Genomic DNA, 16858 nt, shown 5'->3' on the forward strand with positions numbered 1-16858 from the left:
CAACCACCCGCTACCGAGGTCTTCCATGAACAACCAGCAGATCAACCAGCGCCGCCTGGATGCCACCCCGCGTGGCGTCGGCGTCATGTGCAATTTCTACGCGGATCGCGCCGAGAACGCGACCATCTGGGACGTGGAGGGCAAGCAATACACCGACTTCGCCGCCGGCATCGCCGTGGTCAATACCGGCCACCGCCACCCCAGGATCGTCGCGGCCATCCAGGCCCAGCTGGAGCGTTTCACGCACACGGCTTTCCAGATCGTCCCCTATGAAAGCGCGGTGGCACTGGCCGAGCGCATCAACGCCCTGGTCCCTATTGACGGCGCCAAGAAGACCGCCTTCTTCACGACCGGCGCCGAGGCGGTCGAGAACGCCATCAAGATCGCCCGTGTCAGCACCGGCCGCCCCGGCGTCATCGCCTTCGGCGGAGGCTTCCACGGCCGCACGATGATGGGCCTGGCGCTGACCGGCAAGGTGCAGCCCTACAAGGCAGGTTTCGGCCCGTTCCCGGGCGAGGTCTATCACCTGCCATTCCCGGCGCCCCTGCGCGGCGTGTCCGTGCAGGACAGCCTGGACGCGCTCGAGCAGCTCTTCAAATGCGACATAGAACCCGGCCGTGTGGCCGCCATCATCGTCGAGCCGGTGCAGGGGGAAGGCGGCTTCAACGTGGCCGATGCGGGCCTTTTCGCCGGCCTGCGCCAGGTCTGCGACCAGCATGGCATCCTGCTGATCGCGGATGAAGTGCAGACCGGCTTTGGCCGCACGGGAAAGCTGTTCGCGATGCAGCACTACGCGGTGCAGCCCGACATCATGACCATGGCGAAGAGCCTGGCGGGTGGCATGCCGCTGTCGGCGGTCTGCGGCCGCGCCGAAGTGATGGACGCCGCCAACCCCGGCGGCCTGGGCGGCACCTATGCGGGCAACCCGCTGGCCGTCGCATCGGCCCATGCGGTGCTCGATGTCATCGAGCAGGAGCAGCTGCTGGCGCGCGCCGTGACGCTGGGCGCGCGCCTGGAAGAATTCCTCACCGGCTTGCGCGAGCGCATTCCCGCCATTGCCGAAGTGCGCGGGCTGGGCTCCATGATCGCCATGGAGTGCGTCGATCCCCGGACGCAGGCACCGGACAGCGCGCTGGTGGCACGCATCCAGAAGGAGGCGCTGCAGCGCGGCCTGCTGCTGCTGAGCTGCGGCCAGTACGGCAACGTGATCCGTTTCCTCTATCCGCTCACCATCCCCTACGACCAATTCGAGGCAGCGCTGGAGACGCTAGGCGAGGCAGTGTCCGCCGCGGCGGATGTGGCGGTTGCAGCGTAAGGAGACACCCCAATGGACATGAAGACCTCCCCCCTGGCCTTGCTCAATGACCCCAGCCTGCTCAAGACCGATGCGCTGATCGACGGCCGCTGGATCCAGGGCGACACGCGTTTCGACGTCAACGACCCCGCCACCGGGCTCAAGCTCGCCGATGTACCCAACCTGGGTGCCGCCGAGGCGCAGCGCGCCCTCGACGCAGCGAACACCGCCTGGCCCGCCTGGCGCACCAAGACGGCGAAGCAGCGCCATGCCATTCTCCTCAAGTGGTATGAACTGCTGATGGCCCACAGCGACGACCTCGCGCGCATCATGACAGCCGAACAGGGCAAGCCATTCGCCGAAGCCAAAGGCGAGGTCAGCTACGGCGCGAGCTTCGTCGAATGGTTTGCCGAGGAAGCCAAGCGCGTCAACGGCGAGACACTGCCGCAGTTCGACAACACCCGGCGCCTGATGGTGCTCAAGCAGCCCATAGGCGTATGCGCGGCGATCACGCCCTGGAACTTCCCGCTGGCCATGATCACGCGCAAGGTCGCCCCGGCGCTGGCCGCGGGCTGTCCGGTGGTCATCAAGCCCGCCGAGCTGACCCCGCTCACGGCACTGGCCGCGGCGGAGCTTGCGGTGCGCGCCGGCATTCCCGCGGGCGTGCTGAACGTGGTGACGGCCGACAGCGCCAGCAGCATCGCCGTGGGCAAGCTGTTCTGTGCCAGCGACATCGTTCGCCATCTGAGCTTCACCGGCTCCACCGAAGTGGGCCGCATCCTGATGGCGCAAAGCGCTCCCAGCATCAAGAAGCTGGGCCTGGAGCTGGGGGGCAATGCGCCCTTCATCGTCTTCGATGACGCCGACATCGACTCCGCGGTGGAAGGCGCCATGGCCAGCAAATACCGCAACGCCGGGCAGACCTGCGTCTGCGCCAACCGGCTCTATGTGCAAGATGGCGTGTATGAGCAGTTCGTGCAGAAGTTCGCGGCCAAGGTGCAGGCCTTGAAGGTCGGCAATGGTTTCGAGGACGGCGTGGTGCAGGGCCCGCTGATCGAGCCGGCGGCGGTCGTCAAGGTCCAGCGGCATCTCGATGATGCGCTGGCCAAGGGCGCGCGCGTGGTGGCGGGCGGGGCCAGGCTCGAGGGCCAGTTCTTCCAGCCCACCGTGGTGGCCGATGCCACGGCCGACATGCTGTGCGCGCGCGAAGAGACCTTTGGCCCCTTTGCCCCGGTGTTTCGCTTCCAGACCGAGCAGGAAGCCATAGATGCGGCCAACAACACGGAGTTCGGCCTGGCCAGCTACTTCTACAGCCGCGACGTGGGGCGCATCTTCCGCGTTGCCGAAGCGCTGGAGTACGGGATGGTGGGCATCAATGCCGGCGTGATCGCCTCCGAGCATGTGCCCTTTGGCGGGGTGAAGCAATCGGGCCTGGGCCGCGAAGGGTCGCACCACGGCATCGATGATTACCTGGAGCTGAAATACCTCTGCCTGGGCGACATCAACCAGTAAGGCGCAAAGCCCGGGCCGGTGCGGCCCGGCTATGCCACGCCGTGGGCGGCGCGCATGGCGCGGGTGATTCCGTCTGCCGTGCGTCGCACATGCGCCCGCATCTCCTGCTCGATGCGTTCCGGGTCCCCCGACTGCAGCACGGCCAGCAGTTGCTCGTGGGCTTCCTGCACCGCGCAGGACCCGGGATCGTTCTCTAGCCATATGCGCATCAACGGCTCGATCACCGAATGCAATGCCGAGATCTGCTGCATGAGCCGCGGTGCGGCGCTGATCTCGCACAGACGCTCATGGAACTGCCTGTGCACCGTGATCCACTGCGAGAGGTCGTTGCCGCATCGCTGCATGCTGGCAAGAAGGTCCTGCAGGTCGGCGATGTCGCGCGGCGTGCAGCGGCGCGCGGCCATGGCGGCCGCAAGGCCTTCGAGCACGGCCCGCATCTCGAACACCTCCATGACCTCGCTTTGCGAGAGCTCGCGCACGATGGCTCCCCGATTGGGCGGCATCACCAGCAGGCCTTCGGAAGCGAGGCGGCGCAAGGCCTCGCGCACCGGCATGCGGCTCATGCCGATGGCGTTGGCGACCTCATCCGCGACCAGCCGTTCGCCGGGTTTCATGTGCCCCATTCGAATGGCATGGGAAAGATGGTGATAGGCCTGCTCGTGGGCACTCGTGGCCGAGCCATCGAGCGGCTGCGAAGCTAAGAAGTTCATTATTGGTCCTCAGGAGCCTCGCCCCCGCTTCGATTCTAAGAGTGCGCGCACCTTTCGACCTTCATGCCCAAGCCCTGCGGCCAAGACCTTGGGCGGCTGCGCAGCAAAAGCTGCACACCCATTCTGCCCAAACGTTGACACAAGCCTTGCATCCCGCACAAAATCTCAGATTGGATACAAAGATACAGGGATATTTCCAATCCTATAATTCCGCTGCGGGCTTAGGCTCTCGGTCGACCCGCTCGCTGCGGCAGACGCAACCCGTCCACCTTTCGAGGTCTTCATGAACATTGCCTTCAGTCGAATCGCCATCGGCCCCGCCATCTCCTGCTGCACGGCAGCGGGTGCCTGCGCGCAACCCCGGGCCGGCGGCATCGAGGGAGCCCTGGACGACACCCTTTCATTGGCAAGAACAGCCTGATCAACGCAAGAAAGAAACACAGTTATGCGCGATTTCCAGAAGCCCGGTCGATCCGTCGTCATGTCCACCCATGGCATGGCCGCCACCTCCCACCCCGCGGCAACCCAGGCCGCCGTTCGCATCCTCGAAGCCGGCGGAACCGCCATGGATGCCGCCGTCGCCGCCTGTGCGGTGCAGTGTGTCGTCGAGCCGGGCTCGACCGGCATAGGCGGGGACTGCTTTGCGCTGTACAGCGAAAAGGGCACCGACAACATCACTGCCTACAACGGCGCGGGCTGGGCGCCCCAGGCCACCTCCATCGACGCCTTGCTGGCTGCCGGCGAGAAAAAGCAGTTGCCCCGCCAGTCGCCGCATGTGGTCACGGTGCCAGGGGCCGTGGACGCCTGGTTTGCGCTGACGGAAAAATTCGGCCGCCTGCCCATGGGCCGCCTGCTGGAAGACGCGATCCGCTTCGCCGAGCAAGGCTATGCCGTGGCACCGCGTTCGGGCACCGACTGGGCCGCGCAGACGCAGTTGCTCGCCGCCACGACCGCGCGCGACATCATGCTGGTCGATGGTCGGGCCCCCGCGATCGGCTCGGTCCACCGCCAGCCGCAGCTCGGCGCCACTTTCCGCACCATTGCCGAAAAAGGCCGCGCGGGCTTCTACGAGGGCGAGGTCGCCGAAGACATCGTGTCGTACCTGCGCAGCCTGGGCGGCGTGCATACCCTGGAGGACTTCGCCACCTACCGCGGCGAGTTCGTGCAACCGGTCAAGAGTGCGTTCCGCGACTACGTGGTCCACGAATGCCCGCCGCCCGGCCAGGGCATCATCGCCTTGCTGCTGCTGAACATCCTGCAGGGCCTGGAACCGGGCCTGGACCCGCTCTCGCCCGAACGTCTCAAGGCCGAGATCGACGCCACGCGCATGGCCTACAAAATGCGCGACGCCTTGCTCGCGGATCCGCGCTTCGCGAATGTCGACGTCGACTATCTGCTGTCGCAGGAGCTGGCCAGCCAGCTGCGTTCAGGCGAGTTTCCGGCCCAGTTCGAGACCTCGGCGACCAACGCCGCGGCCGAGCACAAGGACACGGTGTATATCTCGGTGGTCGACAAGGACCGCAACTGCGCCAGCTTCATCAACTCGATCTTCCATCCGTTCGGCTCCGGCCTGATGGCGCCCAAGTCCGGCGTGCTGCTGCACAACCGCGGCCAGAGCTTCGAGCTCACCAAGGGCCACCCCAACTGCATAGGCCCGGGCAAGCGGCCCCTGCACACCATCATCCCCGGCATGGCCACGAAGAACGGCAAGGTGGAACTGGTGTTTGGCGTGATGGGCGGCCACTACCAGGCCATGGGCCACGCCCACTTCCTGTCCAAGGTCATCGACTACGGCTGCGACGTGCAGGCGGCCAGCGATCTGCCACGCCTGTTCCCCGTTCCAGGCACCGACACCGTGGAGTTTGAAAGCACGCTCCCGCAAGATGTCAAGGAAGCGCTGGAGCAGCAGGGCTACAAGCTCGTGGCCCCCGTCCATTCGGCCATTGGCGGCGCCCAGGCCATCAAGGTGGACTGGGAGAATGGCGTGCTGCAAGGTGCGTCTGACCACCGCAAGGATGGTTGCGCCATGGGCGTGAACCTCGCCTGACCGGCGTGCCGTGCGCCACTCGCCGCGCGCCCTCACCGGGGCGGGCGCACCAGGCCTGTGCCCCCCGGTTCAGGGGGTCTGGTTGGCCTGGAGTATGCCCGGGAGCGTGCGCAGGATATGGGCACGCATCAAACCTTCGACCAGCGCGCCGTCCTTGGCCTTGAGCGCCGAGATCAGTTCGTGATGGCGGTCATGCACATAGTCCGGCGACGGGCGCCCTTCGAGCCATACGCGCATCAACGGTTCCGAGACCGAGTGCAAGGCCGCGATCTGCCGCAGCAGCTGGGGGGCGTCCGCGATGATGCACATGCGCTCATGGAACTGGCTGTGCGCCGTGATCCACTCCGATGCATTCAGGCCGCTGCGGTGCATGCGCTGCAGAAGCTGCTCCAGATCATGGATGTCATTGGCGGTGACGTTCTCGGCGGCAAACGATGCGGCCAGTCCTTCGAGCACCGCGCGCATGGCGAACACCTCGCGCACTTCCTTCTGCGTCAATACCCGGACCATAGCGCCGCGGTTCGGACGGTTGACGATCAGGCCCTCCGTGGCCAGTCGATTCAAGGCTTCGCGCACCGGCATGCGGCTGGTGCCGATCTCGGCCGCGATGTCATCCGGCGCCAGCCGCGTGCCCGGGCGCAGCTCGCCCATGCGGATGCCACGCTTGATGTGCTGATAGGCCTCTTCCTGCGCGGTGGCGGGAGCAGTGTCAAACGAGGATCGTCGGTCGGTCAGCATGGAGCGCATAGGTTCTTTGGTGTCATGTGCCCCAAGAAAGGGCTGGCCAATTTTACGGGGAGCTGCGATGTCCCCGCTCCCGCGGCCCCGGACGCAGCCGCCTGGAGCGCACGGAATGCACCCGTTTCAGCAACAACCTGAGGTTTCCCCTAGGACTGGTTCGTTTATTGCTTGGTAGTCTCTGCTGGATTGGATACAAATATCTAAATATCCTTGCACTTCACTTCATCGCTGCGATGGCCCTGCTCTTGCTCGATATCCGCAACCCAACCTGATGATGACCATGACACTCCGCCTGCTTCGCTCCCCACTTGTCACTGCCCTCTTTTCCACGCTGGCCTTTGCGGCATCGGCCCAGGCGCCTGCGGCCTGGCCCACCAAACCCATCCGTATCGTGGTGCCGTTCCAGGCAGGGTCGGCCACCGATCTGCTCAGCCGCCAAATTGGCACAGGACTGAGCAACGCGCTGGGCCAGCCCGTGCTGGTGGAAAACAAGCCCGGTGCCGCCGCCATGATCGGCAGCACCACCGCCGCCCGGGCGCCAGGAGACGGCTACACGCTGTTGATGAGCGGCCCGGCCTCGATGGTCACGAATCGCTTCCTGTACAAGAACCTGAGCTACGATCCGGACGCATTCGAGAAGGTCGTGGTCGTGGCCATCACGCCCAATGTGCTGCTGGCCGACCCGGCCCTTCCCTTCAAGACGCTGGCTGAAATGGTGGCCTATGCCAAGGCGAATCCTGGCAAGCTGACATACGCGTCGTTTGGTGCCGGCACCACATCGCACATGGCAGGAGAGTTCCTGCGCCAGGCTGCGGGCATTGACCTGGTGCACGTGCCCTACAAAGGTGCCGCCGAGGCCATTCCTGCACTGATGGCGGGCCAGGTGTCCCTGTACTTCGACACCATCATGACCGCGCTGCCGCAAGTCAAGGCCGGCAAGCTGCGCGCCCTGGGCGTGTCGACCACGAGCCGCGCGGCCATGGCGCCCGACATTCCCACGATTGCCGAGCAAGGCTATCCCGGCTTCGACATCGCCCCCTGGTACGGCATCGTTGCCAGCAACGGCACGCCTGCGGCCGTGGTCTCGAAACTCAACACGGAAATCAACAAGCTGCTGACCACGCCGGAATTCCGCGAGCGCCTGGTGGCCACCGGCGCCGAAGCCCGCGGCGGCAGCGTGGCGGACTTCGAAGCCTTCATCAAGACGGAGATTCCGCGCACGGAGAAGCTGGTGCGCCAGTCCGGCATCGCCATGCAATAACGGTGCACCGCCCCCGCGGTCACGGGGGCGGGCCGGGCCTAGCCCTGAAGCAACTGCCGCAGCACGAACGGCAGAATGCCGCCATGGCGGTAGTAGTCCGCTTCGATGGGCGTGTCGATGCGCAGCGTCAGCGTGCGCCGCAGCTGGCTGCCGTCGGCGCGCGTGATGCACAGTTCGGCATCGCTTTGCGGCGTGAGCAGCGGGTCGGGAATCACTTCGATGAACTCGTCGCCGACCAGCCCCAGGCTGCTCCAGCTGTCGTCGCCGCGCAGCTGCAGCGGCAGCACGCCCATGCCCACCAGGTTGTTGCGGTGGATGCGCTCGAAACTGCGTGCGATCACCGCCTTGATGCCCAGCAGCTGCGTGCCCTTGGCGGCCCAGTCGCGGCTCGAGCCGGTGCCGTACTCCTCGCCCGCGAAGATCACGCTGGCCCGGCCTTCGGCCTGGTATTGCATGGCCGCGTCGTAGATCGGCATCTTGCGCGCTTCGCAGGCCGCGTCGCGGTACAGCGTGAGCCCGCCCTCCTCGCGCCCGCCGTCGGCCAGCGGCGGCAGCATCAGGTTCTTGATGCGCACGTTGGCGAAGGTGCCGCGCATCATCACTTCGTGGTTGCCGCGGCGCGAACCATAGCTGTTGAAATCCGCCTGCTGCACGCCATGCGCGCGCAGCCATTCGCCCGCGGGCGACTTCGGATGGATGGAGCCCGCAGGTGAGATATGGTCGGTGGTGATCGAGTCGCCGAACAGCGCGATGATGCGCGCGCCGTGCACCGCATAGGGGTTGCTCGGCTGTATGCCCGTGGTCACGGGGGTGGCGATGTCAAGGGTGAAATCGCTGAAGAACGGCGGCTCGGCGATATAGGTGCTTTCCGGCCAGGTATAGGTCGCGCCGCTGACGCCGCGTATCTTTTCCCAGAGCTTGCCCGGCTCGCTGCCGACCTTCTCGTAGTTCTCCCGGAAGGCCGCGCCATTCATCGCATGGTGCATCAGCGCCTGGACTTCCTCCGAACTCGGCCAGATGTCGCCCAGATAGATGTCCTTGCCGCCGCGCCCCTGGCCCACGGGCTGGGTCATCAGGTCGGTGAGCACCGTGCCGGCCAGGGCATAGGCCACGACCAGCGGCGGGCTCGCCAGGAAGTTGGCCTTGAGATTCGGGTGGATGCGGGCCTCGAAATTGCGGTTGCCCGAGAGCACGGCGGCGCAGACCAGATCGCTCTGGCGGATGGCCGCATTGATTTCGGCCGTGAGATCGCCCGCGTTGCCTATGCAGGTCGTGCAGCCATAGCCGGCCAGCGCGAAACCGAGCTTCTCCAGATAAGGCAGCAGGCCGGCTTCGGTCAGGTAGCGCGTGACCAGGCGCGAGCCCGGCGCCAGCGAGGTCTTGATGTGCGGCTGCACCTTGAGGCCGGCCTCTACGGCCTTCTTCGCCAGCAGCCCCGCGGCCAGCATCACGCTGGGGTTGGAGGTATTGGTGCAACTGGTGATGGCCGCGATCAGCACATCGCCATTGCCGATGGTGAACACGCCGCCATCGCCGGTCGTGCGCGCCGCGGCCGGCGTGGGCACTTCGGCCGAGGCATGGGCCGTGGCCGCTGCGGGCTTGTTGGACTCCATTTCCACGAGCTGGCGCTCCGCGCCTTCGGGCGTGGGCCGCGCAGCGGGCAGGCCGGCCTCGACGCCGCTGTCCTGCACCAGATGGCGGGTCTGCAGCAGGTCGGCCGACTGGTTGAAGCCATTGTCTGCCGCCGACGCACTGAACAGCCTGGCGAACTGCGTGGCCACCTGGCCGAGCTCGATCCGGTCCTGCGGGCGCTTGGGGCCGGCCAGGCTGGGCGTGACGCTGCCCAGGTCCAGCGACACGACGCGCGAATAGTCGATCTCGCCCCGGCCCGGCACGCCGAACAGCTGCTGGGCGCGGAAGTAGGCTTCGAACGCCTCGATCTCGGCCGCGCTGCGGCCCGTGCCGCGGAAGTACTCGAGCGTCTTGTCGTCGACCGGGAAAAAGCCCATGGTCGCGCCGTATTCGGGCGCCATGTTGCCTATCGTCGCGCGGTCCGGAACCGCCAGGCTTTGCGTGCCTTCGCCAAAGAACTCGACGAACTGGCCAACGACCTTTTCCTGGCGCAGCTGCTCGGTGATCGTCAGCACCAGGTCGGTCGCGGTCACGCCTTCGCGCAGCCGGCCCGTGAGCTCGAAGCCGACGACATCGGGCATCAGGATATAGACCGGCTGGCCCAGCATCGCGGCTTCGGCCTCGATGCCGCCCACGCCCCAGCCAACGACGCCGATGCCGTTGATCATCGTCGTATGGCTGTCGGTGCCGACCAGCGTGTCAGGGTAGTAGACGCCGTCGGCGCGCCGGTGCACGCCGCGCGCGAGGTATTCGAGATTGACCTGGTGGACGATGCCGAAGCCCGGCGGCACGACGCCGAACGTGTCGAAGGCCTGCATGCCCCATTTCATGAACTGGTAGCGCTCCTGGTTGCGCTGGAATTCCAGCTTCATGTTCAGGTCCAGCGCTTTTTTCGTGCCGAAGTAATCGACCATGATCGAATGGTCGACGACCAGGTCGACCGGCACCAGCGGCTCTATCGCCTCGGGCTTCTTGCCCAGGCGCGCGGCCACGCTGCGCATCGCGGCCAGGTCGGCGAGCAGCGGCACGCCGGTGAAATCCTGCAGCACCACGCGGGCCACGACAAACGGAATTTCCTCGGTGCGCGCCCCCCGTGGCTGCCACTCGGCGAGCTGGCGCACATGTTCGGGCGTGACCTTCTTGCCGTCGCAGTGGCGCAGCACGGCTTCGAGCACGATGCGCAGCGAGACCGGCAGGCGCTTGACGCTCGGGTATTGCCTGGCCAGTGCGGGCAAGGAATAGAACTTTCCGGTGGCGCCGGAAGACGTCTTGAAGCTCTTGAGCGTGGTGGCGAACGCGTGTTTCATCGGGGCTCTCCTGATTGCTGTAGGACCATTGTGCCCCGTGTGTGTGACGCATGCTGTGGGTGAAGAACCTGAACCACCACACCGCGGATATGAAAAAACCCGCCGAAGCGGGTTTCTCACTCAACATGCCGCCGCGCGGCGGCAGCGAGATCAGGCAGTCACGCCCTTGGCGACTTCCGCGTACTCTTCGATCTGGTCGAAGTTCATGTAGCGGTAGACGCTGGCCTTGTCGGCATCGATGACGCCCATGGCCTCGAGGTACTCTTCCTTCGAAGGCAGGTAGCCGAGCTTGGAAGCGATGGCCGCGAGTTCGGCCGAACCCAGGTAGACATTGGTGTTCTTGCCCAGGCGGTTGGGGAAGTTGCGGGTCGAGGTGGAGATCACCGTCGCGCCTTCGCGCACCTGGGCCTGGTTGCCCATGCACAGCGAGCAGCCGGGCATTTCGGTGCGCGCACCGGAAGCACCGAACGCCGCGTAGTGGCCTTCCTTGATCAGCTCGCTCTCGTCCATCTTGGTCGGCGGAGCGACCCACATCTTGACGGGAATGTCGCGCTGGCCGCCGAGCAGCTTGGCAGCTGCGCGGAAGTGGCCGATGTTGGTCATGCACGAACCGAGGAAGGACTCGTCGATCTTGGTGCCGGCCACTTCGGACAGGAACTTGGCGTCATCGGGGTCGTTCGGGCAGCAGACGATGGGTTCCTTGATGTCGGCCAGGTCGATCTCGATCACGGCCGCGTATTCGGCGTCCTTGTCGGCTTCGAGCAGGCTGGGGTTGGCCAGCCAGGCTTCGACCTTCTCGATACGGCGCTGCAGCGTGCGCTTGTCGGCGTAGCCTTCGGCGATCATGTTCTTCATCAGCACCACGTTGCTGGTCAGGTATTCCTGCACAGGCGCGGTGTTGAGCTTGATCGTGCAGCCGGCGGCCGAGCGTTCGGCCGATGCGTCGGACAGCTCGAACGCCTGTTCGACCTTGAGGTCCGGCAGGCCTTCGATTTCCAGGATGCGACCCGAGAAGATGTTGATCTTGCCGGCCTTGGCAACCGTGAGCAGACCGGCCTTGATCGCGTACAGCGGAATCGCATGCACCAGGTCGCGCAGCGTGACGCCGGGCTGCATTTCGCCCTTGAAGCGCACCAGCACCGACTCGGGCATGTCCAGCGGCATCACGCCCGTGGCCGCGCCGAACGCGACCAGGCCCGAGCCCGCGGGGAAGGAAATGCCGATGGGGAAACGCGTGTGCGAGTCGCCGCCGGTGCCGACGGTGTCGGGCAGCAACAGGCGGTTGAGCCAGCTGTGGATCACGCCGTCGCCAGGACGCAGGGACACGCCGCCGCGGTTGCTGATGAAGGCCGGCAGTTCGCGGTGGGTCTTGACGTCGACCGACTTGGGGTAGGCCGCGGTGTGGCAGAACGACTGCATGACCATGTCGGCCGAGAAGCCCAGGCAGGCCAGGTCCTTGAGCTCGTCACGCGTCATCGGGCCGGTGGTGTCTTGCGAGCCCACGGTGGTCATGCGCGGTTCGCAGTAGGTACCGGGGCGCACGCCCTGGCCTTCGGGCAGGCCGACGGCGCGTCCGACCATCTTCTGTGCGACGGTGAAGCCCGCCTGCGTGGCGACCGGTGCCTGGGGCAGACGGAACACGGTGGAAGCCGGCAGGCCCAGCGACTCACGCGCCTTGGCCGTGAGCGAACGGCCGATGATCAGGTTGATGCGGCCGCCGGCGCGCACTTCGTCCAGCAGCACATCGCTCTTGAGCTGGAATTCGACGACGGTCTCGCCGTCGCGCAGGATCTTGCCTTCATAGGGCAGAACGTCGATCACGTCGCCCATTTCGAGCTTGGTGACGTCGACTTCGATGGGCAGCGAGCCCGAGTCTTCCTGGGTGTTGAAGAAGATGGGGGCAATCTTGCCGCCCAGCGTCACACCGCCGAAGCGCTTGTTCGGCACGAACGGGATGTCCTGGCCCGTGGCCCAGACCACCGAGTTGGTCGCCGACTTGCGCGACGAGCCCGTGCCCACCACGTCGCCTACGTAGGCGACGATGTGGCCCTTGGCCTTGAGGTCTTCGATGAACTGCATCGGGCCGCGCTTGCCGTCTTCCTCGGGGCGGAACGCCGCGTCGGGACGCGTGTTCTTGAGCATCGCCAGATAGTGCAGTGGAATGTCGGGGCGGCTCCAGGCGTCGGGCGCGGGCGACAGGTCGTCGGTATTGGTTTCGCCGGGCACCTTGAAGACGGTGACGGTGATCTTCTGCGCGACTTCCGGACGGCTCGTGAACCATTCGGCTTCGGCCCAGCTTTGCAGCACTTCCTTGGCATGGGCATTGCCGGCCCTGGCCTTGGTTTCGACGTCGTTGAAGAAGTCGAACATCAGCAGCGTCTTCTTGAGCGCAGTCGCGGCCACGCCGGCAACTTCCGCGTCGTCGAGCAGCTCGATCAGCGGGTGCACGTTGTAGCCGCCCACCATGGTGCCCAGCAGTTCCGTGGCACGGGCCTTGGAGATGAGAGCGACCTGCAGGTCACCATGCGCCACGGCCGCCAGGAACGATGCCTTGACCTTGGCCGCATCGTCCACGCCCGGAGGCACACGGTGGGTCAGCAGGTCCAGCAGGAAGGCGTCTTCGCCAGCCGGCGGGTTCTTGATCAGCTCGATCAGTTCCGCCACCTGCTTGGCCTCCAGCGGCAGGGGTGGAATGCCAAGCGCGGCGCGCTCGGCCACATGATCGCGATAGGCTTTCAACATGGTTCTCTCTCCAATGGTTTTCTAAAGTGGGGCGGCGTGCTGCCTCTCCCAGGGACGGCGTGAAGTGGCTAAGACCACCCAGCAAATCGAAGATTTGCGGTTGAGACCAGGCGCGTTGCCGCAGACAGTGCGAATAGCACGGCAAGGCGACGCAACGATGTCTCAAGGGTGGTATTGGCCACTACTTGCTGCCGGTCGCCTGGTCGAACACGCTCGGGGGTGGGTTTTTCTTGATGGCTTCCGCCACCTGGAACTGCTCGGGGCTCATGCACTCGTCGGCCAGGCGCTGGCCCAGCTTCTGGTTCATGAGCATGGACTTGTTGGCGATCTGCAGCCAGACCGCGCCGGCGGCCTTGTCTTCGAGTCGCACCGTGCCGGTGGACGTGGCCACGGGCACCATCTGGTACTTGAAGCCCTTGCCATCGATCTGGAAGTGCCCGGCATGCTGCTGATGCGGGTTCACGTTGACATGCGCGCCGAGTTCACAGGCAATGCGGCCGGTGTGCACGCGCTCGGCAATGGCCAGCTCATCGGGTGTCAGCGCCAGGGCCACCGTGGCCACGCCGGCGGCGCCGGCTGCGGCAGCGGTCACTACGGGCGCCCTGGATTTGGCCTTGGCCTGGGTGGCCTTCTTGGCCACAGGCTTTGCAGCCGCCTTGGCCTGGGCTGCAGGCTTGGCGGCCGCCTTGGAAGTGGGGGCGGCGCCTGCGGCCAGAGCCAGTACAGGAGCCAGGAGCAGGAAGGAGGCGATGAAGGATTTCATGTGAGCTCCGGCGATCATTAAAAAGGGTCAGGAAAAAGAGGGCGCAGCGAACCACGGCTGCACGCTGGCAGGCAGGCTGCGCCCCGTCTGGTGCGCGCGCTCAAGCAACTGCCAGTAATAGCGGTAGCTCGCGCGGTCATGGAGCACGCCATCGGCACTGATCGGAGCCCAGTGCACGGCGGCGGCGGACAGCAGTATCTGCGCGGCCTGATCGATTTCGGGCTGCGCAGGTGCAAAGGCCGTCAGGATGGAACGGATCTGGCCCGGATGGATACTCCACATCCGTGTATAGCCGAACTCGCGCGCGGCGCGCATTGCTGCTGCCTGCATGCGATCAGGGTCTTTGAATTCCGTGACCACGCAGTGCGATGGCACCTTGCCGTGGGCATGGCAGGCAGCGGCGATCTCCAGCTTGGCACGCACCACCAGCGGGTGCTCGAACTGGCCTTGCACGCCCATGGCCGAACCGGGAATGGCGCCGCCGTGGGCCGAGACGAAGTCCATCAGGCCGAACGAGATGCTCTGCACGCGCGGATGGGCGGCGATCTCGAAAGCGCGGTAGACGGCCGCTGGCGACTCGATCAGCACGTGCAGCGGCAGATGGCCGCCCGAGGCGCGCTCCAGCGCCTTCTCGGCAAGCAGCACGTCATCGACGGTCTCGACCTTGGGCACCATGATGTAGGCCAGGCGATGGCTGGCCTCGCCGACGATGGTTGCCATGTCTTCGGCAAATGCGGGGTGGTCGACCGCGTGCACGCGCGCCGCGACGCGGGCCTGCGGATCGGACTCGCGCGCCAGCTGCGCAACCAGGCGCGCATGCGCGGCTTCGTCACCCACCGGAGCGCCGTCTTCGCAGTCCAGCGTCACGTCGAACACGCAGGTGCCGAACTCGGCGGTCATCTCGGCCTGCAGCTCCAGGCTCTTGCGCATGCGCAATTCCACGCCGCTGTAATGGTCGCAGACCGGCAGGCGCTGGGCGCTGGCCTGCGCATCGAGCAGCACCGCGGCCGGATGGGCTGGCGTCTTGGCGCAAGAATCAGCGAAAGAATCGACGGGCAAGGAGCTCATGGGGCGCGCTTCGCAACAATGAACAGGCGGGGAAACGCCAGCAGGCGCTGGCCGTCTGCACGCAGGCAATAGGCCAGCGCCACGCGGCGCTCGTATTCTTCAAGAAAGGCGGCTTGCAGCGCTTCGGGCAGCGGATCGACGAACGACTTGAGGCCGGTGCTGCGCAGCCACTGCACGATGGCCTGGGCGTCGGTCATCGGATGCTGGTAGATGGTGTGCCAGACATCGACCTGCGCGGCATGCGGTGCGAGCAGGTCGTAGTAGTCATGGATGCCCAAAATGGCACGGCCGGCGGCCACCTTCGCGGCGATGTGCGGCGCGAACTGCGGCAAGGCGGCAACCTCGCGCATCAGGTGATGCGAAGGCTCGTTGAAATTGTCCGGCATCTGGACGGCAAGCACGCCGCCCGGAGCCAGGGCCGCGAACAAACGCGCAATCAGTTGCTGGTGCCCGCCCACCCATTGGAGCGCGGCATTCGCATAAATCAGATCGGGCGCCTGCGAAGGCGCCCAATCGGCAATGTCAGCCTGGTCGAAGACCAGTTGGGGCAGGCGCTGGCGGGCTTGCGCCAGCATGGCTGCGGAATTGTCCACCCCCAGGATCTGCGCCTGGGGGAAACGTTGCGCCAGCAGCTCGGTGGAGTTGCCTGGACCACACCCCAGGTCCACCACATGGGCGGGACCGGGATGATCGACCCGGGCCAGCAGATCGCTGGCCGGGCGCGTGCGCTCCTGCGCAAAACGCAGGTAGAGCGCGGGGTTCCAGTCGGCCATCGGGCTGCGCGGCTTTCTTTACAGCAGGTGCTTGACGCCGTCTTGCTCGCCTTGCAGCTCGGCCAGCGTCTTGTTGATGCCTTCTTGCGAGAACGCATCGATTTCCAGGCCTTCGACGATCTTGTATTCGCCGCCTTCGGTGGTCACGGGGAAACCGAAGACCACGCCGGCAGGAATGCCATATTCGCCATTCGAAGGCACGCCCATCGTGACCCATTCGCCGTTCGAGCCCAGGGCCCAGTCGCGCATGTGGTCGATGGCGGCGTTGGCAGCCGAAGCCGCCGACGACAGGCCGCGTGCGGCGATGATGGCCGCGCCGCGCTTGCCGACCGTGGGCAGGAACACGTTGGCGTTCCATTCCTGGTCGTTGATCATTTCCTTGACCGACTTGCCGTCGACCGTGGCGAAACGGTAGTCAGCGTACATCGTGGGCGAATGGTTGCCCCAGACAGTCAGCTTGCGGATGTCGCCGACCTTGAAACCGGCCTTGGCCGCGAGCTGCGAAGCTGCACGGTTGTGGTCCAGGCGCAGCATGGCGGTGAAGTTCTTTGCCGGCAGGTCGGGCGCCGACTTCATCGCGATGTAGGCGTTGGTGTTGGCGGGGTTGCCGACGACCAGCACCTTGACGTTGCGCGAAGCGACGGCATTCAGGGCCTTGCCCTGGGCCGTGAAGATCTGGGCGTTGGCGGCCAGCAGGTCGGCACGTTCCATGCCGGGGCCGCGGGGACGCGCGCCGACCAGCAAAGCGTAGTCGGTGCCCTTGAAGGCTTCCAGGGGGTCGGAATGGGCTTCGATGCCGGCCAGCAGCGGGAAAGCGCAGTCTTCGAGTTCCATGATCACGCCCTTGAGCGCGTTCTGGGCCTTTTCGTCAGGAATTTCCAGGAGTTGCAGAATGACGGGCTGATCCTTGCCCAGCATTTCGCCCGAAGCGATGCGAAACAGCAGCGCGTAACCGATTTGACCAGCAGCGCCAGTGACGGCGACGCGAACAGGTGCTTTGCTCATAGT

13 protein-coding genes are annotated in these 16858 nt (G+C 65.7%); 5 read left to right on the forward strand and 8 right to left on the reverse strand.

Features of this window, described 5'->3' with window-relative positions:
* The first annotated feature begins 25 nt into the window (after positions 1 to 25).
* Entirely contained in the window at positions 26 to 1315 is a 1290-nt protein-coding gene (gene gabT / locus GVL12_RS21500) for a 4-aminobutyrate--2-oxoglutarate transaminase (RefSeq protein ID WP_159917608.1), read from the forward strand.
* 18 nt (positions 1316 to 1333) lie between these two features.
* Positions 1334 to 2806, forward strand: a complete 1473-nt coding sequence (locus tag GVL12_RS21505) for an NAD-dependent succinate-semialdehyde dehydrogenase (RefSeq protein WP_200843984.1) — start codon at positions 1334 to 1336, stop codon at positions 2804 to 2806.
* A gap of 29 nt (positions 2807 to 2835) precedes the next feature.
* Here the strand turns inward: GVL12_RS21505 and GVL12_RS21510 are convergent, their stop codons facing one another.
* On the reverse strand, positions 2836 to 3516 hold the full coding sequence (locus tag GVL12_RS21510) for a GntR family transcriptional regulator (protein WP_159917610.1): 681 nt from the start codon (positions 3514 to 3516) through the stop codon (positions 2836 to 2838).
* A 283-nt stretch (positions 3517 to 3799) separates the two neighbouring features.
* Between GVL12_RS21510 and GVL12_RS26730 the strand changes: the two genes are divergently transcribed.
* Positions 3800 to 3937, forward strand: a complete 138-nt coding sequence (locus GVL12_RS26730; RefSeq protein ID WP_235033943.1) for a hypothetical protein — start codon at positions 3800 to 3802, stop codon at positions 3935 to 3937.
* 24 nt (positions 3938 to 3961) lie between these two features.
* Complete coding sequence (locus GVL12_RS21515; protein WP_159917611.1) at positions 3962 to 5563, forward strand: gamma-glutamyltransferase family protein; 1602 nt, start codon at positions 3962 to 3964, stop codon at positions 5561 to 5563.
* 69 nt (positions 5564 to 5632) lie between these two features.
* Here GVL12_RS21515 and GVL12_RS21520 read toward each other — a convergent pair whose 3' ends face one another.
* Entirely contained in the window at positions 5633 to 6301 is a 669-nt protein-coding gene (locus GVL12_RS21520) for a GntR family transcriptional regulator (RefSeq protein WP_159917612.1), read from the reverse strand.
* Positions 6302 to 6584: 283 nt separating this feature from the next.
* On the opposite strand from GVL12_RS21520, the gene GVL12_RS21525 reads away from it, so the two are divergent.
* Positions 6585 to 7565, forward strand: a complete 981-nt coding sequence (locus GVL12_RS21525; protein ID WP_159917613.1) for a tripartite tricarboxylate transporter substrate binding protein — start codon at positions 6585 to 6587, stop codon at positions 7563 to 7565.
* A 38-nt stretch (positions 7566 to 7603) separates the two neighbouring features.
* Here the strand turns inward: GVL12_RS21525 and GVL12_RS21530 are convergent, their stop codons facing one another.
* From GVL12_RS21530 to GVL12_RS21555, 6 genes are all read right to left on the reverse strand, one after another.
* The gene (locus GVL12_RS21530; protein ID WP_159917614.1) at positions 7604 to 10504 is read right to left on the reverse strand and encodes an aconitate hydratase; all 2901 of its coding nucleotides are present in this window, start codon (positions 10502 to 10504) and stop codon (positions 7604 to 7606) included.
* A 150-nt stretch (positions 10505 to 10654) separates the two neighbouring features.
* The gene (gene acnB, locus GVL12_RS21535; protein ID WP_159917615.1) at positions 10655 to 13246 is read right to left on the reverse strand and encodes a bifunctional aconitate hydratase 2/2-methylisocitrate dehydratase; all 2592 of its coding nucleotides are present in this window, start codon (positions 13244 to 13246) and stop codon (positions 10655 to 10657) included.
* Positions 13247 to 13427: 181 nt separating this feature from the next.
* Positions 13428 to 14009: a hypothetical protein gene (locus tag GVL12_RS21540; RefSeq protein WP_159917616.1), complete on the reverse strand. Its 582-nt coding sequence runs from the start codon at positions 14007 to 14009 to the stop codon at positions 13428 to 13430.
* A 27-nt stretch (positions 14010 to 14036) separates the two neighbouring features.
* The gene (locus GVL12_RS21545) at positions 14037 to 15077 is read right to left on the reverse strand and encodes a CoA ester lyase (RefSeq protein ID WP_159917617.1); all 1041 of its coding nucleotides are present in this window, start codon (positions 15075 to 15077) and stop codon (positions 14037 to 14039) included.
* On the reverse strand, positions 15074 to 15850 hold the full coding sequence (gene tam, locus GVL12_RS21550) for a trans-aconitate 2-methyltransferase (RefSeq protein ID WP_159917618.1): 777 nt from the start codon (positions 15848 to 15850) through the stop codon (positions 15074 to 15076). The genes GVL12_RS21545 and tam overlap by 4 nt, the downstream gene beginning before the upstream one ends.
* A gap of 18 nt (positions 15851 to 15868) precedes the next feature.
* Positions 15869 to 16855 (reverse strand): malate dehydrogenase, encoded by a 987-nt coding sequence (locus GVL12_RS21555; protein WP_159917619.1) that lies wholly within the window; start codon positions 16853 to 16855, stop codon positions 15869 to 15871.
* Between the last annotated feature and the right edge of the window lie 3 nt (positions 16856 to 16858).

It is taken from the genome of Pantoea sp. 18069, from assembly GCF_902706035.1.
Taxonomy (GTDB): Bacteria; Pseudomonadota; Gammaproteobacteria; order Burkholderiales; family Burkholderiaceae_C; genus Comamonas.

Coding starts and splice junctions, on each gene's coding strand:
- GVL12_RS21545 (WP_159917617.1), bottom strand. CDS start 15,077: ATGAGCTCCTTGCCCGTCGATTCTTTCGCTGATTCTTGCGCCAAGACG.
- GVL12_RS21505 (WP_200843984.1), top strand. CDS start 1,334: ATGAAGACCTCCCCCCTGGCCTTGCTCAATGACCCCAGCCTGCTCAAG.
- tam (WP_159917618.1), bottom strand. CDS start 15,850: ATGGCCGACTGGAACCCCGCGCTCTACCTGCGTTTTGCGCAGGAGCGC.
- GVL12_RS21525 (WP_159917613.1), top strand. CDS start 6,585: ATGACACTCCGCCTGCTTCGCTCCCCACTTGTCACTGCCCTCTTTTCC.
- acnB (WP_159917615.1), bottom strand. CDS start 13,246: ATGTTGAAAGCCTATCGCGATCATGTGGCCGAGCGCGCCGCGCTTGGC.
- gabT (WP_159917608.1), top strand. CDS start 26: ATGAACAACCAGCAGATCAACCAGCGCCGCCTGGATGCCACCCCGCGT.
- GVL12_RS21530 (WP_159917614.1), bottom strand. CDS start 10,504: ATGAAACACGCGTTCGCCACCACGCTCAAGAGCTTCAAGACGTCTTCC.
- GVL12_RS26730 (WP_235033943.1), top strand. CDS start 3,800: ATGAACATTGCCTTCAGTCGAATCGCCATCGGCCCCGCCATCTCCTGC.
- GVL12_RS21520 (WP_159917612.1), bottom strand. CDS start 6,301: ATGCTGACCGACCGACGATCCTCGTTTGACACTGCTCCCGCCACCGCG.
- GVL12_RS21555 (WP_159917619.1), bottom strand. CDS start 16,855: ATGAGCAAAGCACCTGTTCGCGTCGCCGTCACTGGCGCTGCTGGTCAA.
- GVL12_RS21510 (WP_159917610.1), bottom strand. CDS start 3,516: ATGAACTTCTTAGCTTCGCAGCCGCTCGATGGCTCGGCCACGAGTGCC.
- GVL12_RS21540 (WP_159917616.1), bottom strand. CDS start 14,009: ATGAAATCCTTCATCGCCTCCTTCCTGCTCCTGGCTCCTGTACTGGCT.
- GVL12_RS21515 (WP_159917611.1), top strand. CDS start 3,962: ATGCGCGATTTCCAGAAGCCCGGTCGATCCGTCGTCATGTCCACCCAT.